General features: G+C 36.8%; 20 protein-coding genes. 16 read left to right on the forward strand and 4 right to left on the reverse strand.

The window, feature by feature from the left end:
- Positions 1-42: 42 nt before the first annotated feature.
- From IGL98_RS05355 to IGL98_RS05375, 5 genes are all read left to right on the forward strand, one after another.
- On the forward strand, positions 43-1,326 hold the full coding sequence (locus IGL98_RS05355) for an MFS transporter (RefSeq protein ID WP_206843772.1): 1,284 nt from the start codon (positions 43-45) through the stop codon (positions 1,324-1,326).
- A 166-nt stretch (positions 1,327-1,492) separates the two neighbouring features.
- Positions 1,493-2,953, forward strand: coding sequence for an allantoin permease (gene allW / locus IGL98_RS05360; RefSeq protein ID WP_206912401.1), 1,461 nt, complete (start codon positions 1,493-1,495; stop codon positions 2,951-2,953).
- Positions 2,954-3,004: 51 nt separating this feature from the next.
- Entirely contained in the window at positions 3,005-4,372 is a 1,368-nt protein-coding gene (allB, locus tag IGL98_RS05365) for an allantoinase AllB (protein WP_206912399.1), read from the forward strand.
- A 133-nt stretch (positions 4,373-4,505) separates the two neighbouring features.
- Positions 4,506-5,744: an MFS transporter gene (locus tag IGL98_RS05370; protein ID WP_206843778.1), complete on the forward strand. Its 1,239-nt coding sequence runs from the start codon at positions 4,506-4,508 to the stop codon at positions 5,742-5,744.
- A 162-nt stretch (positions 5,745-5,906) separates the two neighbouring features.
- On the forward strand, positions 5,907-7,238 hold the full coding sequence (locus tag IGL98_RS05375; protein WP_206912397.1) for a hypothetical protein: 1,332 nt from the start codon (positions 5,907-5,909) through the stop codon (positions 7,236-7,238).
- Positions 7,239-7,340: 102 nt separating this feature from the next.
- Here IGL98_RS05375 and IGL98_RS05380 read toward each other — a convergent pair whose 3' ends face one another.
- The 4 genes from IGL98_RS05380 to IGL98_RS05395 all read right to left on the reverse strand — a co-directional run bounded on the left by IGL98_RS05380 (position 7,341) and on the right by IGL98_RS05395 (position 11,944).
- Positions 7,341-8,087 (reverse strand): SDR family NAD(P)-dependent oxidoreductase, encoded by a 747-nt coding sequence (locus IGL98_RS05380; RefSeq protein WP_206912395.1) that lies wholly within the window; start codon positions 8,085-8,087, stop codon positions 7,341-7,343.
- Between the two features lie 248 nt (positions 8,088-8,335).
- A complete protein-coding gene (locus IGL98_RS05385; RefSeq protein ID WP_206912394.1) occupies positions 8,336-10,258 on the reverse strand; it encodes a PTS fructose transporter subunit IIABC in 1,923 nt (640 codons plus the stop codon).
- A 22-nt stretch (positions 10,259-10,280) separates the two neighbouring features.
- Positions 10,281-11,195, reverse strand: coding sequence for a 1-phosphofructokinase (pfkB, locus tag IGL98_RS05390; RefSeq protein ID WP_206843785.1), 915 nt, complete (start codon positions 11,193-11,195; stop codon positions 10,281-10,283).
- Positions 11,192-11,944: a DeoR/GlpR family DNA-binding transcription regulator gene (locus tag IGL98_RS05395; RefSeq protein ID WP_242590242.1), complete on the reverse strand. Its 753-nt coding sequence runs from the start codon at positions 11,942-11,944 to the stop codon at positions 11,192-11,194. The genes pfkB and IGL98_RS05395 overlap by 4 nt, the downstream gene beginning before the upstream one ends.
- A 185-nt stretch (positions 11,945-12,129) precedes the next feature.
- Between IGL98_RS05395 and IGL98_RS05400 the strand changes: the two genes are divergently transcribed.
- From IGL98_RS05400 to IGL98_RS05450, 11 genes are all read left to right on the forward strand, one after another.
- Entirely contained in the window at positions 12,130-13,617 is a 1,488-nt protein-coding gene (locus IGL98_RS05400) for an alpha-amylase (protein WP_206912392.1), read from the forward strand.
- 542 nt (positions 13,618-14,159) lie between these two features.
- The gene (gene pcrA, locus IGL98_RS05405; protein WP_206912402.1) at positions 14,160-16,400 is read left to right on the forward strand and encodes a DNA helicase PcrA; all 2,241 of its coding nucleotides are present in this window, start codon (positions 14,160-14,162) and stop codon (positions 16,398-16,400) included.
- A 208-nt stretch (positions 16,401-16,608) separates the two neighbouring features.
- Positions 16,609-18,654: an NAD-dependent DNA ligase LigA gene (gene ligA, locus IGL98_RS05410; RefSeq protein WP_206912389.1), complete on the forward strand. Its 2,046-nt coding sequence runs from the start codon at positions 16,609-16,611 to the stop codon at positions 18,652-18,654.
- Positions 18,655-18,853: 199 nt separating this feature from the next.
- Complete coding sequence (gene gatC, locus IGL98_RS05415) at positions 18,854-19,159, forward strand: Asp-tRNA(Asn)/Glu-tRNA(Gln) amidotransferase subunit GatC (protein ID WP_025872678.1); 306 nt, start codon at positions 18,854-18,856, stop codon at positions 19,157-19,159.
- Entirely contained in the window at positions 19,159-20,628 is a 1,470-nt protein-coding gene (gene gatA, locus IGL98_RS05420) for an Asp-tRNA(Asn)/Glu-tRNA(Gln) amidotransferase subunit GatA (RefSeq protein ID WP_206912387.1), read from the forward strand. The genes gatC and gatA overlap by 1 nt, the downstream gene beginning before the upstream one ends.
- Positions 20,628-22,058 carry an Asp-tRNA(Asn)/Glu-tRNA(Gln) amidotransferase subunit GatB gene (gatB, locus tag IGL98_RS05425; protein WP_069645332.1) on the forward strand — a complete coding sequence of 477 codons (1,431 nt, stop codon included), beginning with the start codon at positions 20,628-20,630 and terminating at the stop codon, positions 22,056-22,058. Before gatA ends, gatB begins: the two co-directional genes overlap by 1 nt.
- Before the next feature lie 16 nt (positions 22,059-22,074).
- A complete protein-coding gene (locus tag IGL98_RS05430; protein ID WP_069645566.1) occupies positions 22,075-23,124 on the forward strand; it encodes a diacylglycerol kinase in 1,050 nt (349 codons plus the stop codon).
- 267 nt (positions 23,125-23,391) lie between these two features.
- A complete protein-coding gene (gene pnuC / locus IGL98_RS05435; protein WP_242590243.1) occupies positions 23,392-24,081 on the forward strand; it encodes a nicotinamide riboside transporter PnuC in 690 nt (229 codons plus the stop codon).
- Positions 24,082-24,096: 15 nt separating this feature from the next.
- On the forward strand, positions 24,097-24,738 hold the full coding sequence (locus IGL98_RS05440) for a deoxynucleoside kinase (protein WP_242590241.1): 642 nt from the start codon (positions 24,097-24,099) through the stop codon (positions 24,736-24,738).
- Positions 24,739-24,847: 109 nt separating this feature from the next.
- Positions 24,848-26,221 carry a 23S rRNA (uracil(1939)-C(5))-methyltransferase RlmD gene (rlmD, locus tag IGL98_RS05445; RefSeq protein WP_206843799.1) on the forward strand — a complete coding sequence of 458 codons (1,374 nt, stop codon included), beginning with the start codon at positions 24,848-24,850 and terminating at the stop codon, positions 26,219-26,221.
- The gene (locus tag IGL98_RS05450; protein ID WP_010760640.1) at positions 26,221-26,349 is read left to right on the forward strand and encodes a hypothetical protein; all 129 of its coding nucleotides are present in this window, start codon (positions 26,221-26,223) and stop codon (positions 26,347-26,349) included. The genes rlmD and IGL98_RS05450 overlap by 1 nt, the downstream gene beginning before the upstream one ends.
- Positions 26,350-26,479: the final 130 nt, after the last annotated feature.

Here is a 26,479-nt window from a genome sequence, read left to right on the forward strand (position 1 = left end):
TTGTAATCAGATATTAAAAAAATAACATATGGAGGAAAAGACATGGATGTAAAAAGTAAGGGTTCAGGAATGGATTATTGGAAAAAAATTGTTATTTTGTTATGTGCTGGCTGGGTAACAATCTGGGTATATCGTTCAGCCTTATCACCTGCATACCCGCAGATCAATGAGTCACTTGGTGGAAATATCACAGATACAGCGTTGGGCTTTATTTCTACGTGTTACTTCTTTGGATATGTAGCAATGCAGATTCCAGCAGGTTTCTTAGTAGATAAAATTGGGAAGAAAAAAGTATTGATTCCAGGTTTTATCGTTTTTGGATTAGCCGCTTTATTGATTTCTCAAGCAACGAATATTCAAATGATTTATGTTGGTAGTGTTTTAGCAGGTTTAGGTTGTGGATCTTTCTATGGATCAGCATATTCACTAACTTCTCAAAATATTCCACGCGAAAAGAGAAGTTTCTCTACTGCAATTGTAAACAGCGGATCTGCTGTTGGTTCAGGTTTAGGTTTGATTTTATCTAGTTTCTTAGTTGTTCAATTAAAATTCCCATGGCAAACAATGATGTACATTTCTGTAGCATTGATTGCTGTAATGTTAGTGGCATTTGTTGCAATTATTCGTAATAATAAAGAAGATGCTGAATTCTTAGCACAATCTGAAGCGGCAGAGGCAGCAGAAGCAGCGGCTGCTGCACCAGAAGCACCTGTTGCTGAAAAAGAACATGTTTCAATCAAAAAATTATTCTCACCAAAAATGTTATTTGCGTATATTTTATACTTTGCTACTTGTTATGCGTATTATATGACAGTTACTTGGTTACCAAATTTCTTGGGAACTGAGCGTGGATTTGAAGGAGCAGCAATTGGATTTTCTGCATCTCTTGTAGCGTTTGCTTCGATTCCAGGTGCTTTATTCTTCAGTCGTTTAGCTGATAAATTCATGCACAAAAAAGTACAATTTATTGTTATCTTAGAATTTTTAGCAGCAGCAATGCTATTATTGACTGTACAAGCAACAAACTCAACATTATTATTAATAGGTCTGATTTTATACGGCTTCCTAGGAAAACTAGCTGTAGAACCGATCATTATTTCATGGCTTGGGGAAAATGCACCTAAAGTTGGTATTGGTACAACACTCGGCGTATTTAACTTCTTCGGAATGATGTCATCTGTTATCGCACCAACATTGACAGGTTCAATTTCTGATGCGACTGGTTCAAAAGAAATGGGCTTTTATATCTCGGTTATTCTATTAGTCGTAGGAACTGCGTTATTCTTATTAGCAAACTTGAATAAAAAGAAAGCAACTGCTGAATAAGCAGTTGTGATCGCAAGAAATAAATAATGATGTGTTTAGCTTCTGAAACTAAATATAGTTGATAGAAATTAAACACATCATATTTTTTTAGTCAAAAGGAATATAGGAAAATAAGATATTATTTGGAATTTCAGTGTATATAAGCGCTTAAAAAGGAGGCGAAATAATGGAAAACCAAGATTATCAAATCACCGAAGAAGAGCTTCAACGTTATCGAGAACGTGGCTATAATGAAGATCTACTTCCAAAACCTTTGTCTAAAAGGATGATGGGAAAAATGAACTATTTTACGTTATGGATGGGTTCGGTTCATAATATTCCCAATTATACGGCAGTTGGAGGATTTTTATTTCTAGGACTTTCACCAATCAATATTATGTTAGCATTGGTGTTAAGTGCAATGGCTGTGGCTTTATTTATGACCTTCAATGGTCGAGCCGGATCAAAATATGGTATTCCTTTTGCGATTCATTTACGCTCAACTTATGGTGATATTGGTGCAAAATTGCCGGGCTTTCTTAGAGGATGTGTCGCTGCGATTGCTTGGTTTGGGTTACAGAATTATACAGGTTCATTAGCGTTGTTGATTTTGATTGGTAAGATTTGGCCAGGTTTTTTAACACTTGGCGGAGATACGATGATCTTGGGGATTTCTATTCCAGGCTTGATCGCCTTTACGATTTTTTGGGCAGTGAACATGCTGATCGGTTTTGGCGGTGGAAAAATTCTTAATAAGTTTACTGCTATTTTAAGTCCGCTGATTTATATTGTATTTGGCGGTATGGCTATCTGGGCGATTGGAGCTGCAGGTGGTTTAGGACCGATTCTATCTTATGACGTCGCAGGAGCAGCACATAATATTTCACCAGTGTTTGTCTATTTTATGATCATTAATTCAGTTTTAGCAGTCTGGGCAGCACCTGGTGCAAGTGTGTCAGACTTTACTCAAAATGCGAAATCTACTAGAGACCAAACGATTGGTCAAACTGCTAGCTTTTTAGTTGGCTATGGAATATTTGCCTTTTCAAGTGTTGTGATTTTAATTGGTGGTTCTATTCGTTATGGAATCCAAGAATGGAATATTTTAAACATTGTTGATCGTTGGGATAATTCATTGGCAATTATAGTTGCGATGCTCGTATTCTTATTAACAACTGTTTCTACAAATGCAACGGGAAACATCATTCCGGCTGCATATCAGCTATGTGCATTATTTCCTAAAAAGATCGATTATAAAAAAGGGGTGTTACTTGCCAGTGTGATCAGTTTTCTGATCATGCCATGGAAATTAATGGAAAACGCAGATAGCATCTTTATTTTCTTGAATACGATCGGTGCAGTCTTAGGACCTGTTGCCGGGACAATGATTGCGAATTATTATTTTGTTCAGAGACAAAAAATCGACTTGAATCAGTTGTATATGGATCCAAAAACTGACAATAGTCATAATATTTACAAAGGATTGAATAAACCTGCTTATGTTGCTACGATTGTGGCATTGGTTATTTGTTTAAGTGGTAATTTCATCCCAGCTTTAAAAGTGATTTCTGATATTTCTTGGATTTCTGGTTTTGTATCTGCTTTTGTTTTATATTTAGTATTAAGAAAATTCTTTGATAAAAAATAATAAGCTTTATGAAGATACTTCATTCAGCATTTAAATTTAGGAGGAAAGCAAATGAAACATGATTTACTAATCAAAAATGGTCTAGTTATTCTGGAATCAGGGGAAGTAAAGACAGATGTTGCTGTAAAAGATGGATTGATTGTTGCTGTCGGAAATGATCTTGGTGAGGCGGATAAAGTCATTGATGCACAAGGTTTAGTTGTTAGTCCAGGTATGGTGGATGCACATGTACACATCACTGATCCTGGAGGCGGTTATCGTGATCAATGGGAAGGGTATATCACCGGAACTGCTTCATGCGCTAAAGGCGGAGTTACATCATTTATGGAGATGCCTTTAAACCAAGTACCTGCAACCGTCGATGGTGAATCGTTGGAAATAAAATACACTGCTGGAAAAGGCAAATTGAAATCAGATGTTGGCTCATTTGGTGGGTTGGTACCATTCAATCTTACTGGCGGTATTCAAGAGTTAAATGATGGAGGCGTTGCAGCGTATAAATGTTTCATGGCGACATGCGGAGACCGCAGTATTGATGGTGATTTCATGAATGTCGATGATTATTCTCTTTACGAAGGAATGAAACAAGTTGCTAAAACTGGCAAGGTTCTGGCGATTCATGCAGAAAATGCTGCAATTACAGATAAACTAGGAGAAATTGCCTATAAAAATGGGGAAACAACATTAAAAGCTTATGTTGCAAGTCGTCCAGTTTTCACTGAAGTGGAACCGATTCGCAGAGCAATTTTATTTGCCAAAGAAACGGGCTGTCGTATCCATATTTGCCATATTGCCTGTCCAGAAGGGGTAGAAGAAGTGACGAAGGCAAGACAGGCTGGTGTTGATGTAACATGTGAGACCTGTACGCACTATCTTTACTTTGATACAGATGAGCTAGACGCAATTGGTCCTGTGGTAAAATGTTCACCGCCAATTCGTGATAAAGAAAATCAAAATGGTATGTGGGATAAAGTGTTATCAGGAGAAATTGATTTTGTGACTTCTGACCATTCTCCATGTACACCTGATTTAAAAGATAAAGAGAATGCTTTTGAAGCGTGGGGTGGAATTTCTGGGGTTCAAAATAATGTTGATGTTCTTTTTGATGAAGGCGTTCAAAAAAGAGGAATGTCATTGAAACAATTTGCAGATATTATTGCCACAAATCCAGCAGATCGTTATGACTTGGATCAAAAAGGGCGAATCAGTGTTGGCAAAGATGCTGACTTTGTTTTGATCAAACCAAATGCACCTTATACATTAAAGGCTGAAGATTTGGAATACCGTAATAAAATCAGTCCTTATATTGGGCGAGAAATTGGTGCTCAAGTTGTGCAAACTATTTTAAGAGGTCACGTGATCTATACAAAAGAAGATGGGGTTTCAACTGATTTTGTGGGTGCCTTTATTAAGAAGTAACTAAGTTAATAGAGTAAGAATCAGATCAGACATGAAAATATTTATTTTTATTGTCTGATCCTTCTTATTTTTGCGGAAAAAATAGAAAAGCGACTCATTTAGTGATTTAGCCTGATAAAGGAGAGCGTGGAGGATGAATGAACAAAAAAAACAGAATGGACGAACGCCATATTGGAAACAGATCATTTATATATTAACGATTGGCTGGATCGTTATTTGGATTTATCGAACCGTTTTGACGCCTATTTATCCGATTATTAGCGATTATTTTGGTGGTGCGACAGATGCTCAACTTGGTCATATTTCAAGTTTCTATTTTTTAGGCTATGTTTGCATGCAAATACCTTCAGGTCTTCTAGTAGATAAATTAGGGAAAAAACAAATTCTGATTCCCGGTTTTTTATTATTTGGTCTCGGTGCATTGGTTGTGGGATTAGCACAAAATATCGGGATTGTTTTTATTGGTAGTATTTTAGCTGGATTAGGTTGTGGAACTTATTATGGTGTAGCATATTCATTGACTGCAGAATATGTACCAGTCTCTAAAAGAAGCTTATCAACTGCTATTGTCAACAGCGGAACAGCAATAGGGAGCGGCTTAGGCTTGATTTCTTCTAGTTATCTAGTTGGAACGGGCGTATTGCCTTGGCAAGCCTTGATCTTTGCAACAATTGTGTTGATTCTATTATCGGTGGTTATGTTTTTACGTTTTATTCGGTTAGAAAAACCAAAAAAGGGAATCAGTACACAAGTAGATTTAAAAAAACAAACATCAATCAAAGCGCTTTTTAAACCACGCATGATTTCGGCGTATATCTTGTATTTTTCAACCTTGTATACCTACTATTTGATCGATACCTGGCTACCTAATTTTTTAGAAACAGAAAAAGGTTTTTCCGGAACCTCAGTTGGACTCGCTTCCTCATTGGTATTTTTTACCGCAATCCCTGGGGCCCTGATTTTTAGCCGGATTGCTGATGGTATTCCAAGGAAAAAAGTTCAATTGATTATTTTGCTTGAAGTATTAGCTGCTAGCGTATTGTTTATCACAGTCACAACAACAAATCAAACGATTTTAGTCATTGGTATTATGGCTTACGGATTCTTTGGGAAATTAGCAGTTGAACCAATCATTATTTCTTGGTTAGGTGAATCAGCACCTAGAGGCAGCATTGCAACCATGTATGGTGTATTTAATTTCTTTGGTATGTCAGCATCAGTCATCGTTCCGTCGTTAACTGGGAAAATTTCTGATATCACAGGCTCAAAACTTTACGCATTTTATTTAGCGATTCTCATTATAGCAATTGGGACTCTTTTGTTTTATTTGATCAACCGCTTTATTGGAGATAAAAATAAAATCGTCTATTGATAGCATATATATAAGACATCTTACTTCTTTCCAGTTTTTTTTAATCGAAAGAAACAAGGTGTTTTTTTGCTGTTTAAAAGCAACTTTACGATTCCAGAAGTATATTAGATGAAGTCTGTCTTTATTTTCGTTATACTTATATAAAGGAATGAGGTGGAGCAAATGGAAAAAACTGAGAAAATATATATGGTAGTCGCTCGGGCTGATTTTTCTTTAGAAGAGTTGAAAGAGGATGTTTTTGATTGGTTAAGCTTTTTGCGCATTGTGACAATTCCCGAAAGTTATCGTTTTGGTGAGGAAGAAGCACAGAGATTTGATTTAGAAACCATTATTCAGCAAATTCAACATCTTACAGAAGAAGAGAATTTATGGATCAAGGTGAATGGTCAATCCGGAGAATTTCAACTCCATATTTCTAAGTTAACACTTCATGAACGGACAATTCTAGATGGCACTATTTATCTAGACCATCAAACGATGATCGAAGACTATTGCGAAACCAGAATGGTTAGAAATGGCATCTACGGGTATATTCGGCCATTAGATGAATATTTATATAATAATGTTGAGGATATTGAAAAAAGGACATTTGAAACAGAAAGCGAAATCACTAAATTACCTAAACGATATGATAGTAAAAAAGCAGTAATCGTTGATTGTAATCAATTGGCAGGCTATGATGTTTATTTTAAAGGTCTGTGTTTGACTTCTTGTTGGAAAATGTATTATTTAAATTTGTACTGTCAAATTATTCCCAAACCGATCTTTTTAGAAGTCCAGCAAGTTCAGTTTGTAGAAGAATTGGACAATCAAGTAATCAAAGTAACCTTATTCAAAGATCCATTTAATTGGGATGTGCCTATTAATCAAAAATATCAGCGCTTGTTCAGAGATCAGATGGGCTTTGATCAATTGGCTTGGAATAATGGAACGGGTGTTTTACGTGCTCCTTATATTGAATATGCCTTCGTTGAAGAGGTTACACAAACAGTTCAATATCAAAATAATTACTATCAACCTGTTGAAAAGAAAAACGCAACCTATTTTGTTACTAGAAGTTACGATCTGCTTCATCAAAAATATAGGGTAAACCGTACAAAGGGGATATTAAACGCGCAAGCTTATTTCCCATGGATCGATGAGAAGAGCCGTAAAATGATGAATTATCGTGTATTGAATCCAGAAATGGCTATTGACGATGGTCTGTCAGCATATGAGTTTTATATACGGCAGTTTTTGGAAATTGATGTTTTGGACAAAAAATATGATGATTTTGTCTCTGTCTTGCGTTTTTATCTACCAAAAGAGGCAATCAAACAAATTCCGTTAGAGGCATTATGGGATAAATTGTTTGATGTGAATATTAGCAATTTAAAACAAAAAGAAGCATCTACACGTTTTGACTTGAAAAAAGCGAAGAATCATTTGCGTGTTGTATTTTTAGATTCGAGTTATTTAGAAACGATCAATCAAACGGTCGATGTTAGTGATTAAAAGAAAAGGGCTGCAACATAACTCCAAGAGTTATGTTGCAGCCCTTTAAAATTCAAACAAACGATGGTGAACAAGATGACTACTCGTCTAATAGAATTATTACTACATAGGAATACTGTCTCCATCGATCACCAATTCAGCACCTGTTACAAAGCTAGCTTCATCACAAGCCAGATAAATAACGCTATTTGCGATATCATCCGGTTTTCCTAAATAAGGAAATTGAACAGATTTTTTATAAGCTGGTCTGATAGTTGGAAAAGTGGTTTCGATCATAGGTGTATCAATAATACCTGGACAGATTGAATTTACCCGTATATTGTGTTTTGCGTATGTAAAGGCGGCATCAAGTGAAAGTGAGCGAATAACATCTTTTGCGGCGACATAAGGATTGTTATCTGGTAAATTTACTAATCCTTCCAATGATGAAATATTGATAATCGATCCACCGCCATTTTTCATCATTAGCGGAATCACTTCATTTAAGCCATATGCAAAACTATTTATATCGATAGATTGAATTTTTTTCCAATCTTCTACCGATAAATCTAAAAGTATTTTTGGAGAAGAAATCCCAGCGTTGTTGACTAAAATATCGATTTTTCCATATTTACTTATTGTAGCAGAAAGCATTTTTTGCCAACTGTCGCTAGAGCTTACATCGTGTTGAAAAGCAGTTGCGGTGCCTCCAATTTGCGTTATCTCTGAAACAACAGCTGAGAGTTTATCTAAACGTTTACCTGTACAAACAACAATTGCTCCTTCTTTGGCAGCAGATTTAGCAGTGGCAATACCAATACTACTTTGTCCTTCTGTAATCAACATTACTTTACCTAATAATCTATTCATAATAAAAAAACCGCTATAATGAAAATCATTATAGTTATCCTTTCTGATTATTCTAAAAATGGTGTCCTTGTTAGTAAAGAAATTTTTAACCTGTAAAGAATGTAAATAACTTATTTATAAGTTTAATATAGAAATTTTATTAAAGCTAATGATATAAACTAAAAATAATAAGTTTTTAATCAAATAAAAAGCCTCAAATGAATGTGATCGAAATCAACATTATTTGAGGCTTGATTATTTAATGGAGTTTATTGAGCAACTGGTTTTTTCACAATTCCTAAAATGACAGCAGAAACGACTGCGCCAATTGCAATAAACAATAGATACAAGATTGGGTGACTTAATAATAAAGCTACGAAGATACCACCGTGAGGAGCCAACAGACGAATGCCAAAACCGCCGACTAAACCTCCAGCTAATGCTGAACCGACAACGAAACTTGGAATAACGCGTAATGGATCTGCTGCAGCAAAAGGAATCGCACCCTCAGTTACAAACGATAAGCCCATTACTAAGTTGGTTAAACCAGCATCTTTTTGGTCCTTCGTAAATTTATTTTTAAAGATCAATGTTGCGATAAAAATAGCTAATGGAGGAACCATCCCACCAGCCATAACTGATGCCATAATGATACTACCGCCTTCTGTAACGGTTGCAGCAATCGAAGCTGTACCGAACACATAAGCTGCTTTGTTGATTGGGCCGCCTAAGTCAATTGCCATCATACCACCAAGTAAGGCACCTAAAAGTGCAGCGTTTGTTCCATCTAAACTTAATAAGAAATTATTTAAACCATCATTGATAACTTTCATTGGAACATTGACCAAAAGCATCGAACCACCTGTAATCAGTAAACCAAAAACAGGATAAAATAAAATCGTTTTGATACCATCAAGTGATTTAGGTAAACCTTTGAAGAGCTTCTTCAATAAAATAATGACATAACCAGCTAAAAAACCGCCGACCAAAGCACCTAGGAAACCTGCACCACCTGTATTGGCTAACGCACCAGCCGCAAAACCTACGATCAAACCTGGTCGATCAGCAATACTTGAAGCGATAAATCCAGCTAAAACGGGTAACATAAAGCCAAACGCAGCACTACCGATTTGATTGAACCAAGAAGCCGCTTCGTTATAATTTCCAAGCATACTCAATTGATCTTGAGGAACACCGATAAATTGGTCGATCATAAAGGAAAGAGCAATGGCGATTCCACCACCGATAACGAATGGAAGCATATGCGAAACACCATTCATCAAATCTTTATAGATTCTTGAACCAACTGAACCATCGGCAGATCCATCTTCTTCACTTGAATCTGATTCTGAACTGTGGAAAGTTGGAGCTGTACCGTTAGTCGCTAAAGTAATCAATTCCTCTGTTTTCCGAATCCCATCACTGACTGGACGGTTCACTAATTCTTTTCCGTCAAAACGATTCATTTCAACTTTTTTATCAGCGGCAACGATCACACCATCAGCACGCGCAATATCTACCGCTGTTAAGCGATTCTTGATTCCTTCAGAACCATTTGTTTCGACTTTGATGTCAATACCCATTTCTTTGGCTTTTTTCTTTAAAGCATCTTCGGCCATATAGGTATGAGCGATGCCGGTTGGACAAGCTGTAACGGCAACGACGAATTTGCGATTTGCATCTTGAGTGTTTTTAGCTGCTTCTTCCAGTTGCTCTTGTTTCTCTTGTGCTTCTTTGGCTTCTTCAGCAGATTGAAACAAGTTTTGAACGTCTTCTGGCGTTTTTGTTTCTTTTAATTTCGCTACAAAATCTGGATCGATCAATAGGCGAGATAGGGCAGCTAAAGCTTGTAAGTGAGTGTCATTAGCGCCTTCTGGAGCCGCAATCATAAAGAATAAATAAGTTGGTTGTCCATCTAATGCTTCATAATCAACGCCTTTGTTACTTTTAGCAAATAAAACAGTGGCTTCTTTTACCGCACTATTTTTGGCATGTGGCATCGCAATTCCGTCACCTAGACCGGTTGATGTTTGGGCTTCACGGGCTAAGATTCCTTCTTTATATGTTTTAATATCAGAAATTCTACCGCCATCGTACATTTTTTGGACCATTTCATCGATTGCACCTTTTTTATCAGTTGCTTGCAAGTCCATGATCATCACGTCTTTGACTAGTAAGTCTTTGATGTTCATTATTTTTCCCTCTTTCCTCTAGTTACTTGATTTTTTCAATTTTTACTTCTGAAATCAGTTCATTGATTAAATCAACAGATGCTAAATCATCAGAAAAAGCAGTAGCACTGCCACATGCAACGCCCCATTTAAAAGCTTCGATCGGATCGTTATTTTTAGCAAATGTTCCTACGAATCCTGCAATCATTGAATCTCCAGCACCAACAGAGTTTTTCAACGGTCGTTTTAGCACATTTGAACGATAGATACCATCTTTAGTGAATAATAGAGCGCCATCGCCTGCCATTGAAATAATCACATGTTGTGCACCATCTTCTAATAAACGTTCTCCAAATGGCAAGATATCCTCCATAGTTTGAAATTCTACATCAAACAATTCAGCCAGCTCATGGTTGTTTGGTTTGATAAGTAAAGGCTTTTGCGGTAGAGCGTTTAGTAAATCTTTGCCCGTGGTATCAATGACAAATTCTGCCTCTTTATCTTTGATGATTTGAATCAGCTCTTCATAAAAACCTTTTCGAAGTGTTGCTGGTGTACTTCCAGATAAAACGACAATATCACCAGCTGAAATCATACTTAATGCTTGTTTCAGCTCTTGCATTTCTTCGTTGCTGATAGCAGGTCCTAAACCGTTGATTTCAGTTTCAGATTCAGATTTTAATTTGATATTGATTCGAGTATCTTCTCGAACCGTTGTAAATTTCGTGTGAATTTGTTCTTTTTTCAACCAGTCAGAAATGAAATTTCCTGTAAAACCACCTAGAAAACCAAGAGCTGTTGATTCAGCTTGGATCCTTTTTAAGATTCTGGAAACGTTGATACCTTTGCCACCAGGTAGCTTAAAGTCGTTGGTCATTCGGTTCAAGTCGCCTAATTTAAGTCCTTCTACATGAACGATATAGTCGATTGACGGATTTAATGTCACTGTATAGATCATTGTATTGCCTCCTTGATCGTTGTTTTTTTCTGGAATTGTTCAAGTAACTCTGGTGAACATTGATTGGTGAGAATGATTACAGCATCGAGTTCGGTTACTTTGGTAAATGTTACTTTATTTAGTTTCGTTTGGTCGATCAGGACATAGGCTTCTTCTGCTTGCTCAATAGCCAAACGTTTTAACGCCGCCTCTTCAGGATCAGGTGTTGTTAAACCAAACTCAAGATGAGCGCCATTCATGCCCATAAAAACTTTATTGAAGCGAAAATGACTGAGCTGCTCCATTCCTGTTGAACCAGTGATTGCTTTTGTTGATAGCTTTAGCGAACCACCAAGAATAATGGTATTGATGTTTAAATCACCAAGTTTCGCTGCATGATGGACTGAATTTGTAACAACAGTGATATTTTTTCCTGCTAAAAATGGCAACATTTCTAAAGTGGTTGATCCTGCATCCAGATAAATAACGTCGCCATCATGAACAAATTGAGCGGCTAAGGAAGCGATTATTTGTTTTTCTTGCGTATTTTTGACTGATTTTTCGATCATGTCTTGTTCAAAGCCTAAATTTAAAATACGTTTCGCACCGCCGTGAACTCGTTCTAATAATTCTGCGTCCTCTAATTCTTGTAAATCACGACGTATCGTTGACTCAGAAGCGTTAAGACGGATAGATAATTCTTGTGACTTAACAACAGATTGTTGATCTAATAAACGTAAAATTGCTTGATGTCTTTCTTCTGTAAGCATTTTCACACCTCTTTTCATTGATTATAATAGCACATTTAATTTACTGATGCAATCTAAAACGGTCATAAACGTTCATTTTCAAAATAAAACGATCATCCAAAGCATTAATGGAGCAGAATTCTATCATTTGACAAAGATGTTTGTTCTTTGGCTTAATGAGGATAGGGAAAATCGGAGGGATAAGTATGGATAATCGTACAATATTGCAAGGATTTGAATGGTATTTACCAGCTGATGGTAAGCACTGGCAACGCTTGACTGGATTAGCAGAAGAATTACATAAAAAAGGGATTAGCGGTGTTTGGCTTCCACCGGCCTATAAAGGAGCAAATGGTTTGGAAGATGTTGGTTATGCACCCTATGATTTATACGATTTAGGAGAATTTGAACAAAAAGGAACGATTCCAACTAAATATGGTACGAAAAAGGAGTATTTAGAATGTATCAAAGCGTTAAAAGAAGTTGGAATGGAAGTTTATGGCGATATTGTATTTGACCATTTTATGGGAGCCGATGAGGAAGAGAATGTTTCGGCTATAAAATACCGATCGGATAATCGCAACGTAGCACTTAGTGGTGAAGAGGAAATTTCAGCGTGGACGAAATTCACTTTTCCAGGAAGACATCATAAATATAATGATTATAGTTGGACTTGGAAAAATTTTTCTGGTGTTGATTTTGATGATCGTAGGCAAGATCATGGGATTTTCAACTTTGACGGGAAAGGTTGGGATGAAGAAGTTGATAATGAAAATGGTAATTATGACTATTTAATGGGCTGTAACTTAGATATGGAGTATCCCGAAACCGTTGATCAATTAAATAAGTGGGGCCAGTGGTATCAAGAATTGACGGATGTTGACGGTTATCGTTTAGATGCTGTAAAACACATTCAGTTTAATTATTTTGTGGACTGGTTATTAAATAGAAGGAAAGAAAAAGGTAAGGATTTATTTGTAGTTGGTGAATATTGGAATGGTGAACTTGAGAAATTGACGAATTATATCGATAGTTCTGGTGCCCTGATTTCTTTATTTGATGTTCCTTTGCATTATCATTTTTATGAGGCGGCAAACTCTGATGGTCGTTATGATATGCGGAATATTTTTGAAGAGACATTGGCGAAAGAACGCTCAGAATGGGCGGTCACATTTGTTGATAATCATGATACACAAAAAGGACAGAGCTTGGAGTCGTGGGTAGATGGTTGGTTTAAAGTGCATGCGTACGCATTGATTTTGTTGCGAAAAGCCGGGACACCAGTTGTCTTTTGGGGAGATTTATTTGGAATACCTTCTCAAGGTGTGGACGCTGTGGGAAAAGATTTAGAATTGCTATTAAAAATTCGTGAACAGCTAGCTTACGGCAGTGAAATGGATTATTTTGATGATCCTAATGTGGTTGGTTGGATTAGAACAGGGACGTTCGATCGAGAAAAATCAGGCTACGCAGTCGTAATGACCAATGCTCAAGCAGGAGAAAAAAACATAACGATCAGTGCGGTACATGCAGGGAAAATATTTGTTGATATTTTGGGTAACAATGAAGCAAAAGTAACTTTGGATGAAACTGGTGGTGGCATATTTCCTGTAAATGGCGGAGAAGTTTCTGTTTATGTAAATGAAGAGATTGTAGAGAAGTTGAGTAGAAGAATCGATGGTTTGGCTATGTAAGGCGCATAGTGGAGGAGAGTGCGCGTTACTTTTACTGAGTGATATGTAGATTAGAGCGTGACTTTTATTGAAAGAATAATTATACTAAGAGTAGTGACTCTGTAGCTAGAATATATGTAAAATTGGTGCGAACCTTAAGTGCACACGAAAACACTAGAGGACCCGCACCATAATTTGGGGTAGAAAAGGTGTTGAATAGGTTTTTCTCTCATCAAATTCACATTTTTTGACTGAAATAATGTGGAAAATAGTTGATATGTAAGTTGTTTATTACTTTTTCACAGTCTCACTCTTTATTGAGTGAGTGGATTGAAATGTTGTCGTTAGTCTTTTTTTGGTTTATGTTATTAGTCTCACTCTTTACCGAGTGAGTTTTTTATTTTTACTAAAATCTACAAAAACAATAAGTAAAGTTGATTTGTCACTAGAATTACCATCACACAAAAAGAAAATATTGTTCCAAGAATTCCATCATTATTAAAGAATTTTTGTCCTATATTTGGTATAATGTATAAGATTGAAAAAGAGAGAGGACGTTGATGATGGCACAAGAAAACGCCTTGATCCAAGGTATGAATCCGAGACAAAAAGAAGCCGTTCTACATACTGAAGGGCCTTTATTAGTTATGGCGGGTGCAGGTAGCGGGAAGACAAGAGTTTTGACTCACCGTATTGCCTATTTAATTGAAGAAAAAGATGTTAACCCATGGAATATTTTAGCGATCACATTTACCAATAAAGCCGCAAAAGAAATGAGAGAGCGGGTTGGAAAATTATTAGAAGTTGGCGGAAATGATGTTTGGGTTTCGACATTTCACTCAATGTGCGTACGAATTTTACGTCGTGATGTCGATCATATCGGCTATAATCGTAATTTTACGATCATTGATACTTCTGAACAGCGAACGTTGATGAAACGAATTTTGAATGAACTAAACATCGATATAAAGAAATACGATCCTCGCTCGATTCTAGGCACGATCAGTAACGCCAAAAATGAGTTGCAGACACCAAAAAAAGTTGAGGAATTACAAGGGACACCTTATGAAGAAGTTGTCGCAAAGTGCTATAAGATGTATCAAAAAGAATTAAGAAATAATCAGTGTATGGACTTTGATGATTTGATCATGAACACGATTCGTTTATTTAATGAGCATCCAGATTCATTAACGTACTATCAAAATAAATTCCATTATATCCATGTAGATGAGTATCAAGATACCAACCATGCTCAGTACACTTTAGTCAATATGTTGGCGGCACGTTTCAAAAATTTATGTGTCGTGGGTGATGCTGACCAAAGTATCTACGGTTGGCGTGGAGCAGATATGCAAAATATCTTAGATTTTGAAAAAGATTATCCTGATGCTTCTGTGATCATGCTAGAACAAAATTATCGTTCTACCAAAAAAATTCTAGATGCAGCTAACAATGTAATCAAAAACAATAGCAATCGTCGAGACAAACAATTATGGACAGAAAATACTGATGGAGAAAAAATCGTTTATTATCGCGGTGATAACGAACGAGATGAAACACAGTTTATCGTAGGACAGATCCAAAAAGAAATACGTGAAAAAGACCGTATCTATGGCGATTTTGCGGTTTTATATCGGACGAATGCCCAATCTCGGGTAATGGAAGAAATGTTGCTTAAATCCAATATTCCTTATACGATGGTCGGCGGTCATAAATTCTACGATCGTAAAGAAATAAAGGACATCTTAGGCTATTTAAATATCATTTCCAATCCCATGGACTCACTTAGTTTCGAGCGTGTAGTCAATGAACCAAAACGAGGGATCGGTAAAAGCTCTGTTGAGAAATTAAGAAGTTTTTCTCAGATGCATGGTTGGTCATTACTCGAAGCTTCACAAAATGTGGATCTAGCAAATATTTCAGGTAAAGCGGGTAAAGAGTTAGGTAGCTTTGGAATGATGATTCAAGATTTGACACAGATGATTCCTTATTTGACGATTACCGAATTAGTGAAAGAAGTTCTAGAACGTAGCGGTTACCGTGAAGAATTAGTCAGACAAAATAATTTAGAATCTCAAGCTCGCTTAGAAAACTTGGATGAGTTTTTAACGGTTACACAAGAATTTGATAAACGTTATGAACGTCAAAATGAAGAAGAGGCAGATGCGCCGGATGAAAAATTAGCAGTGTTTCTAAATGATCTAGCGCTTGTTTCAGACCTAGATAATTTAGAAGAAAGTACATCCCAAGTGACACTGATGACACTACATGCGGCTAAAGGACTTGAATTTCCAGTTGTCTTTTTGATTGGAATGGAAGAAGGAGTCTTCCCACTATCTCGTGCGATGTTAGAAGAAAGTGAATTAGAAGAAGAACGCCGTTTAGCCTATGTAGGAATTACTCGAGCAGAGGAAATTTTATTTATCACAAATGCTTTTTCTAGAACTTTATACGGAAGAACGCAATACAATCGTCCAAGTCGTTTCTTAGATGAAATTGATGAAGAACTATTAGATTTACAAGGTTCTATCGCAACACCCAAAGCACCTGCTAGAACCTTTGAACCTAAAGTGTTTAAACCCGCTTATGCGCAGCCTACCAAACAGCCAGTAACGGATAAAGTTGCTAGCGGTGGAGAATCAATGGCATGGCAAGCAGGAGATAAAGTCAGACATAAAGCGTGGGGAACAGGTACAGTCGTTCGTGTTGGCGGAACTGCTAAAGATCTAGAATTAGATGTTGCTTTCCCAGAAAAAGGCATCAAGCGCTTATTAGCAGCATTTGCTCCGATTGAAAAAATATGAAATCTGATTGTGGCAAAAAAACGCCACCCTCATATTTTACTATTTTTCTGTCAAAGCTGGACGAGCCCACTACGCTTTTAAGCGATAAATCAATCCTTATGAAAATAGATAACTTAGCAGTGAAACAAAGAACGTTTCACTGCTAAGTAGCTAATTTTCTACAGGATTAACCGATTTGCTCCACTTTTAATATTAGGAGGGATTATTCATGGCACAAGCGCCGTTAACATTAGCCGAAGCAACAGACAAAGCAAAAGAACTACGAGCTCAATTAAATCAGTATTCCCATGAATATTACGTTGCTGACAAACCGACCGTAGAAGACTATGTGTATGATCGCTTGTATAAAGAATTATCAGACATAGAAACCGAATATCCAGATTTGATCACTTCTGATTCACCAACGCAACGAGTTGGTGGGAAGATTTTACAAGGCTTTGAAAAAGTCACACATGAAGTGCAGATGTATAGTTTAAATGATGGTTTTAGTAAAGAAGATATTTACGATTTTGATGAACGTGTCCAAAAATTAGCTGGAAAACCTGTCAGCTATTGCTGTGAGCTAAAAATCGATGGATTAGCTATTTCGTTAAAATATGAAAATGGTAAATTTATTCAAGGTGCGACTCGTGGGGATGGAACTGTTGGTGAAAATATCACGGAAAATTTAAAAACAGTTAAATCGATTCCTTTAGAGCTGAAAAAGCCAATTTCAGTTGAAGTCCGCGGCGAATGTTATATGCCAAAACAATCATTTGTCAACTTGAATAAAGAACGAGAAGAAGCAGGACAAGATGTCTTTGCAAACCCAAGAAATGCGGCAGCTGGCAGTTTGCGTCAATTAGATACAAGTATGGTTGCCAAAAGAAATCTCAGCACGTTTCTATACACGGTGGCTGATTTTGGACCAATGACGGCACAAACGCAGTACGATGCACTAAATGAATTATCAGAAATTGGTTTTAGAACCAATCCTGAAAAAAAACTATGTCAAACGATTGATGAAGTTTGGGCATATATAGAAGAATACCATGAAAAACGCTCAGAATTACCTTATGAAATCGATGGAATTGTGATAAAGACCAATGAATTCACGATTCAAGACGAATTAGGTTTCACTGTCAAAGCGCCTCGTTGGGCAATTGCGTATAAATTTCCACCAGAAGAAGCTCAAACAATTGTGGAAGAAATCGAATGGACGATTGGCCGTACAGGTGTCGTAACGCCGACAGCTGTGATGCAGCCCGTTCGTGTAGCAGGTACGACTGTTAGCCGTGCAAGTTTGCATAACGCTGATTTCATTGCGATGAAAGATATTCGTTTGAATGATACGGTGATTATTTACAAAGCTGGCGATATTATTCCAGAAGTAGCGCAGGTATTGACGGAAAAACGGGATGAAAATAGTCAACCTTATGAAATTCCAACCTATTGTCCAATTTGTAATAGTGAATTAGTTCATCTGGATGAAGAAGTTGCCTTGCGTTGTATCAATCCAAAATGTCCTGCTCAGATCAAAGAAGGATTAAATCATTTTGTCTCTAGAAACGCAATGAACATTGATGGTTTAGGCCCGCGCGTATTAGAGCAAATGTATGATAAAGAGCTAGTTTCTGATGTAGCTGATCTCTACTTTTTAACACAAGAGCAATTGATGACGTTAGAAAAAATCAAAGAAAAATCTGCCAATAATATCTATCAAGCCATTGCCGCAAGTCGTGATAATTCTGTTGAACGCTTGATTTTTGGGTTAGGGATTCGTCATGTAGGTTCTAAAGCAGCCAAAGTTTTAGCAGAACATTTTGGTGATCTACGAGCAATCAGCACAGCAACCAAAGAAGAAGTCGTGGCATTAGATTCGATGGGTGAGATCATCGCGGATAGTTTAGTGACTTATTTTGAAAATGAAGAAGTGCACGAATTGATGGATGAACTGACCAGAGCTGGTGTGAATTTTGAGTATAAAGGGATTCGCACATCTCAATTAGAAGCTGTGGAATCTCCATTCAAGGATAAAACAGTTGTTTTAACTGGAAAACTTACGCATTACAATAGAGAAGAAGCAAAAGAAAAAATTGAAAATCTAGGCGGAAAAGTAACCGGTAGTGTTTCGAAAAAAACAGATATTGTTGTTGCTGGTGAAGAAGCTGGGAGTAAATTGACAAAGGCACAAGAGCTTGGTGTCGAGGTGTGGGATGAACAGCAAATGGTCACCGCATTAGATAATAGCTACACAAAAGAAGTAGACGAATAGCTTAAAAATGAAACAAATCGAATATTCGGTGCTATTTTTTACATTTTCAGACTATTTTCTGCCATCTCTTTCAAAAATTCTTAGAATTTTATGATAGAATAAGAAAAAAGCTGTTTTTTAAAGCAAAACGTCGTTTAACAGTATAAAAATGAACTAGTGAACTCTTGAGAGAGTTTTTCTAAAGGAAAGAAGGGTATCCATGGCAATCAGTGAAGAAAAAGCAAAACATGTAGCCAAATTGTCCAAACTGTCTTTTTCCAATGAGGAGTTAAAAGACTTTACTGATCAATTAGGCAAAATCATCGACATGGTGGAATTATTAGAAGAAGTAGATACAGAAGGTGTTCCATTTACCTCTAACGTTGCGCAATCGATCAATGTAATGAGAGAAGACGTAGCAACGCCTGGTATGGATCGCAATGAGTTAATGAAAAACGTACCAGAATCAGAGAATGGCTACATCAAAGTGCCAGCAATTATCGACAATGGGGAGGCTGGCGCATAATGGAAAAATTATACGATAAGTCATTAACAGAATTGCATGATTTACTTGTTTCAAAAGAAATCACTGCAACTGATTTAACACATGCAACCTTGAACCGCATCAATGAGACAGAAAAAGATGTGGATTCATTTATTACAATTACTGATGAAAAAGCCTTAGAATTAGCAAAAGCAATCGATCTTAAAGGCATTACTGAATCAAATCCTTTAGCAGGTATTCCAATTGGGATCAAAGATAATATCGTAACCAAAGATATTTTAACGACAGCAGCTTCAAAAATGTTGCACAACTTCAATCCTATTTATGATGGAACCGTTATGGACAAAGTCTATCAAGCAGACATGATTCCTGTTGGAAAACTGAACATGGACGAATTTGCGATGGGTGGAAGTACAGAAACATCGTACTTCAAGAAAACAAAGAATGCTTGGGATCATACTAAGGTTCCAGGAGGTTCTTCTGGTGGTTCAGCCGCAGCTGTAGCAGCGGGGCAAGTACCTGTTTCTTTAGGAACTGATACAGGTGGCAGTATTCGTCAACCTGCATCATTTAACGGAATCGTTGGGATGAAACCAACTTACGGACGTGTTTCTCGTTTTGGATTGATCGCATTTTCATCTAGTTTAGATCAAATTGGTCCATTGACAAGAAATGTTAAAGATAACGCGTTGGCTTTAAATGCAATCAGTGGCTATGATGAAAAAGATGGTACTTCTGCTGGCATTTCAGTTCCTGATTTTACCGCTGGTTTAACAGGAGACATCAAAGGCATGAAAGTTGCTTTACCTAAAGAATATCTAGGTGAAGGTGTCGATGCTGGTGTTCGTGAAGCTGTGCTTAAAGCGGCAGAAACATTTAAAGCGTTAGGCGCAACTGTAGAAGAAGTTAGCTTACCACATTCTAAATATGGTGTGGCTGTGTATTATATCATTGCTTCATCTGAAGCAAGCTCAAACTTACAACGTTTCGATGGTATTCGTTATGGCTACCGTTCTGAAAACGTCAAAAATCTTGAAGATGTGTATGTAAATTCTCGTTCTGAAGGATTTGGTTTAGAAGTGAAACGTCGTATTATGCTTGGGACATTCTCATTAAGCGCGGGGCATTATGATGCACACTTTAAAAAAGCTGGCCAAGTTAGAACCTTGATCAAACAAGACTTTGATAATGTCTTTGAAAAATATGATATCATCATTGGTCCTTCTTCACCAACTGTTGCCTTTGGTTTAGGTGAAAATATCAATGATCCAATTACAATGTATATGAATGATTTATTAACGATTCCAGTCAACTTAGCTGGATTACCGGGTATGTCAATACCAGCAGGATTCTCAGAAGGGTTACCAGTCGGCTTACAAATCATTGGTAAAGCTTTCGATGAAAGTACGATGTATAAAGCGGCGTATGCGTTTGAACAAGCAACTGATTTCCATACGAAAAAACCTGTGATCTTAGGGGGGAATGACTAATGAATTTTGAAACTGTCATCGGACTTGAGGTCCACGTAGAATTAAAAACAAATTCTAAAATATTTTCACCTGCCCCAGCTCACTTTGGAGCAGAACCGAATAGCAATACAAACGTGATCGACTGGGGTTACCCAGGCGTATTACCTGTCATGAATAAACAAGCACTTGAATTTGGAATGAAAGCAGCGCTTGCGTTAAATTGTGAAATCTCAAAAGATACGCATTTTGACCGTAAAAACTATTTCTATCCAGATAATCCCAAAGCTTACCAAATTTCTCAATTCGATCAACCGATCGGTCATGATGGTTGGATCGATATTGAAGTCGAAGGCAAAACAAAACGCATCCGTATCGAACGTGTGCATTTAGAAGAAGACGCTGGGAAAAATATCCATGGTGATGGTGGTTATTCTTATGTCGATTTAAACCGTCAAGGTACGCCTTTGATTGAGATCGTTTCAGAAGCGGATATGCGTTCGCCAGAAGAAGCTTATGCTTATTTAGAAGCAATCCGTTCGATCATCTTATTTACAGGCGTTTCAGATGTGAAAATGGAAGAAGGCTCAATGCGTTGTGATGCCAATATTTCTTTACGTCCATATGGGCAAGAAGAATTTGGGACAAAGGCAGAGCTTAAAAACCTGAACTCAATGAGTTTTGTAAAAAAAGGTCTAGCTTTTGAAGAAAAACGTCAAGCGAAAGTATTATTATCTGGCGGAGAAATCCAACAAGAAACACGCCGTTTTGATGAAACGACCAACAAAACATTATTGATGCGTGTTAAAGAAGGTTCAAGTGACTACCGTTACTTCCCAGAACCTGATGTTCCCCGTTTTGCAATCGATGATGAGTGGATTGAACAAGTTCGTCACAGCTTACCGGAAATGCCGGCATCTCGACGTGCTCGTTATATCAAAGAATTAGGTTTGCCAGAATACGATGCAATGGTTCTGACATTAACAAAAGAAATGTCTGATTTCTTTGAAGCAGCATTAAATGAAGGTGCAGATGCAAAACAAGTATCTAACTGGTTGATGGGTGAAGTTTCAGCTTATTTAAATAGTGAAAAAATCGAATTACCAGATACTAAATTAACACCTGCTAATTTAGCAGGAATGATCACATTGATCGAAGATGGTACGATCAGTTCTAAAATCGCTAAAAAAGTCTTTAAAGAATTGATTGAAAATGGTGGTAATGCGAAAGAAGTTGTTGAAGCAAAAGGCTTAGTTCAATTATCTGATCCATCACAATTGTTACCGATCATCAATGAGGTATTAGATAATAACCAACAATCAGTAGATGATTTTAAAAACGGCAAAGACCGTGCAGTTGGCTTTTTAGTGGGTCAAATCATGAAAGCAACGAAAGGCCAAGCCAACCCAGGCATTGTGAATAAATTGTTACAAGAAGAATTGGCAAAACGCTAGAAAGCAGCAGATGATTATGAAAAAAGCAAGAGTGATTTATAATCCAACCTCAGGTAAAGAGCTAGTCAAAAAAAATCTAGCTGATATTCTTTCTGTTTTGGAAGAATGCGGATATGAAGCAAGTGCTTTTGCCACAACTCCAGATGAAAATTCCGCGAAGAATGAAGCACGCCGAGTTGCAGAATTGGGTTTTGACCTAATTGTTGCGGCAGGCGGTGACGGAACGATCAATGAAGTCGTTAATGGCATTGCTCCTCTAGAAAAACGACCGTCTATGGCGATCATTCCTGCTGGAACAACCAATGATTACGCAAGAGCCTTAAAAATTCCTAGAGACAATATTGTTAAAGCCGCTGAAGTCATCAAAAAAAATCAAACCGTCAAAATGGACATTGGTAAAGCAAAAGATAGTTATTTTATCAATATTGCGGCTGGTGGTCATTTAACTGAGCTAACCTATGAAGTTCCGTCAGAACTTAAAAGTATTTTCGGATACTTGGCTTATTTAGCAAAAGGTGCAGAAATGTTGCCTCGGGTGAAACCAGTCAAAATGCGGATGGAGTATGATGAGGGTGTTTATGAAGGCAATGCTTCAATGTTTTTCTTAGGTCTGACCAACTCAGTTGGTGGCTTTGAAAAAATTGCCCCTGATGCAAAGCTTGATGATGGGAAATTTTCATTGATTATCGTAAAAACTGCTAATGTGTTTGAAATTTTACACTTGGCAGCATTGATGCTCAACGGTGGTAAACACGTTGAAGATAATCGATTAATCTATACAAAAACAAGTCATTTACATGCTGAAACGCTTGAACCGGATAGTCGTATGATGATTAACTTAGATGGAGAGTATGGCGGTGATGCACCAATGGAATTTACGAATTTACACCAACATATTGAAATGTTTGCCAATGCAGATGCAATTCCGTCTAATGCGATCATGGGCTCTGTCTTAGAGGATTACGATGAAGAGGAAGACGAGTATCTTGAAACAAGTAAAGAGTTTGTAAAAGAAGTTGAACGTTTGACTGAGGAAGACATTGATAATAATGGGAAAATTGGTTAATCTTTCAAAATAAAAAAAGTGTCTAAGGCAAATTTGTCTTAGATTCTTTTTTTGTTTTGCTAGATTTAAGTGGAGAATGAAAAAACAATCTATATACAATATATAGATTGTTAAAGTTAAAAAACACAATATGTTGTATAAAATATGTCTCATAATCAATTTTTTGATAAGAATTCTCATTGACTTGTGATTGAAACAGAGTTAAATTAAATGAGTCGTCATCTCTGCAGAACATGATAAATAGGAGAAATGAAAGGTTTGTTTGATATGGGGTTCAATTTTATTATAAATGATTTTAAAAGCTGGGATAGAAAGAATTATCTCTTTTTATTTATGATGATTTTTGTGCAATTAGTCGCATTCACCATTAATCCATCTAGTTGGGTTACATTAGTAGGTGGTTTATCAGGTATTATCTGTGTGAACTTAATTGCCCAGGGAAAAGCCAGCAATTATATATTCGGTTTTATAAGTGCACTAATCATAGGATATTTCGGGTTTAAAACACGGATATACGCTGAAGTTCTACTTCAGAGTTTTTATATTGTAATGGATATTACAGGGCTGTATACCTGGTTAAAAGTCAGCGAAGATGGATCTGGTAATGTGACAGAGGTAAAAACCTTGAAAGGCATTCAATGGCTCTATGCAGGGTTCGTTTGGCTGGTAATCGGTGTTGTTGCTTATTCTATTTTAGGATTCGTCAATGATGCTCAGCAAATGCTAGATGCCATCACATTCAGCGTATCAGCAACAGCAATGCTACTGATGATCAAAAGATATCAGTCGCAATTCGTTTTTTGGTTATTAGGGAATGTATTTTCTATAATGTTATGGTTTAGAGCAGGCACACATGCAGGTGGCGATTATGCCTTGTTCGTGATGTACTGCATGTATACGATCAATTCTATTTACGGCATGATCCATTGGTTAAAAATTAAAAAAAATAATGATTAATAGGTAGGGAGTTCGATGGCAGTGATCGTTTTAGCAGGCACAATTGGTGCAGGAAAATCTAGTTTAACAGAAATTATTTCAGAACATTTAGGGTCAGATGCATTTTATGAATCAGTTGATGATAATGAAGTGTTGCCCTTATTTTATGCAGATCCTAAAAAATATGCATTTTTACTACAAATTTATTTTTTAAATAAACGATTTGATAGTATTAAACAAGCACTTTCTCATGAAAACAATGTATTGGATCGCTCTATCTATGAAGATTCTTTATTGTTCCATTTAAATGCTGACCTAGGAAGAGCGAATGAGACTGAAGTGAAAGTGTATGATTCTTTATTAGAAAATATGCTGCAAGAACTACCCTTTGCGGCAAATAAAAAGCGTCCAGATCTACTAGTGCATATTAAAATATCCTTCCCTAAAATGTTGGAACGCATTCAAAGACGAGGTCGACCTTATGAACAAGTAGAACAAGATCCAGCTTTGTATGATTATTATAAAGAATTGAATAGCCGTTATAAAAAATGGTTTGAAGAATATAATGAGAGTCCTAAAATCCAAATTGATGGAGATAAGTACGATTTTATCGAAAGTAAAGAAGCAAAAAAACAAGTGATCCAGCTAATTGAAAATAAACTAGCGGAAATCGATTAAATAGAAAGATTGATTTTTTACTTCTTTTAACCGTAGAAACAATCTCTCTATTGCTTTTCTAGCATTTTTTCATTAGAATGAGAGAAGCGCATTAAAGAAGGAGCGACTTATGAATAATTTTCCAGTGAACAAAAATGAAACAATCGAAGTTGATATTATTGATCTGACACATGAAGGAATGGGTGTTGCCAAAGTTGACGGCTACCCACTTTTTATAGAAAATGCTTTGCCAGGTGAAAAAGTCGAAATCAAAGTCTTAAAGGTCGGTAAAAGTTTCGGCTACGGAAAAGTTTTGACTATCTTAAAATCAAGCGAAGACCGTGTACCAGTTAAAGATGCAAACTTTACTAAAGTTGGAATCAGTCCATTACAGCATTTAGCTTATGGTGCTCAATTAACTTTCAAAACAGACCAAGTGAAAAACGTGATGCAGCGTGTAGCGAAATTACCAGATGTTCCAGTATTGGACGCACTAGGCATGAACAATCCCTGGGGGTACCGCAACAAAGCGCAAATTCCAGTAAGAAAAATCGATGACAAACTGCAAACTGGTTTCTTTAGAAAAAATAGTCATGATCTAATTCCATTAGAACATTTCTATATTCAAGATCCTAAAATCGATGAAGCAGTTATCAAAATCCGTGATATCATGAGACGTTACAGCATCAAGCCTTACAACGAATCAGATAACACTGGTAACTTACGCCATATCGTCGTTCGTCGTGGTTATCACACTGGGGAAATGATGGTAGTCTTAATCACTAGAACACCTAAATTATTCCCAACAAGTAAAATCATTCCTGATATTTTAGAAGCGTTGCCTGAAGTTGTCAGCATCGTGCAAAATGTCAATTCTAAAAAGACAAACGTGATTTTTGGAGATGAGACGATTCTTTTACATGGAGAAGATAAAATGATCGATACGATTTTTGATTTGAAATTTGAAATCTCTTCTCGTTCATTCTACCAAGTAAATCCGCAACAAACAGAAGTAATGTACAACAAAGTGAAAGAATATGCAGCATTGACTGGTGAAGAAATCGTTGTAGATGCATATTGTGGGATCGGTACGATCGGTTTAACATTAGCAAAAGATGCGAAACACGTTTATGGTGTAGAAGTAATCGAAGAAGCAGCGAAAAATGCTGAAAGCAATGCAAAACTAAACAATATCACGAATGCAACATTTACAGCTGGCTTAGCGGAAGAAGCATTACCAAGAATGATCGAAAATGACATCAAACCTGATGTTGTGATCGTTGACCCGCCACGTAAAGGCTTAGAAGCAAGTTTAGTAGAAACGTTGATCGAAACAAAACCTGAACGAATTGTTTACGTAAGCTGTAATCCAGCAACATTGGCACGAGATCTTGCACTACTCGTTGAAGGCGGCTTTGAAGTAAAAGAAGTCCAACCAGTGGATAACTTCCCGCAAACGACTCATATCGAGTCAGTTACTCTGTTAACAAAGGCGGTGCAATAATGGATACAAAGAAAAAAATGCTTGAATTAATCAAGAAAAAACAAGGTGGAGGCCGCTCTGAAAAAATGGAGAAGCCTAAAAATGACCGTAGAAACATGCGTAAAGGTCCTAAAATCTATAATAAATAAGTTGAGCAATTCAGTTAGTAAATATGAAATGAACGACTAAGCAACTATTTATGTTTAAAAACTCTTTGATGTTAGTCATCAAAGAGTTTTTTTGTTGTGTCTTGAAAACGAATGTCAAGTGTTAGAACTT

The sequence above is a fragment of the Enterococcus sp. DIV0840 genome, assembly GCF_050527835.1.
Classification (GTDB): Bacteria; Bacillota; Bacilli; order Lactobacillales; family Enterococcaceae; genus Enterococcus_L; species Enterococcus_L ureasiticus.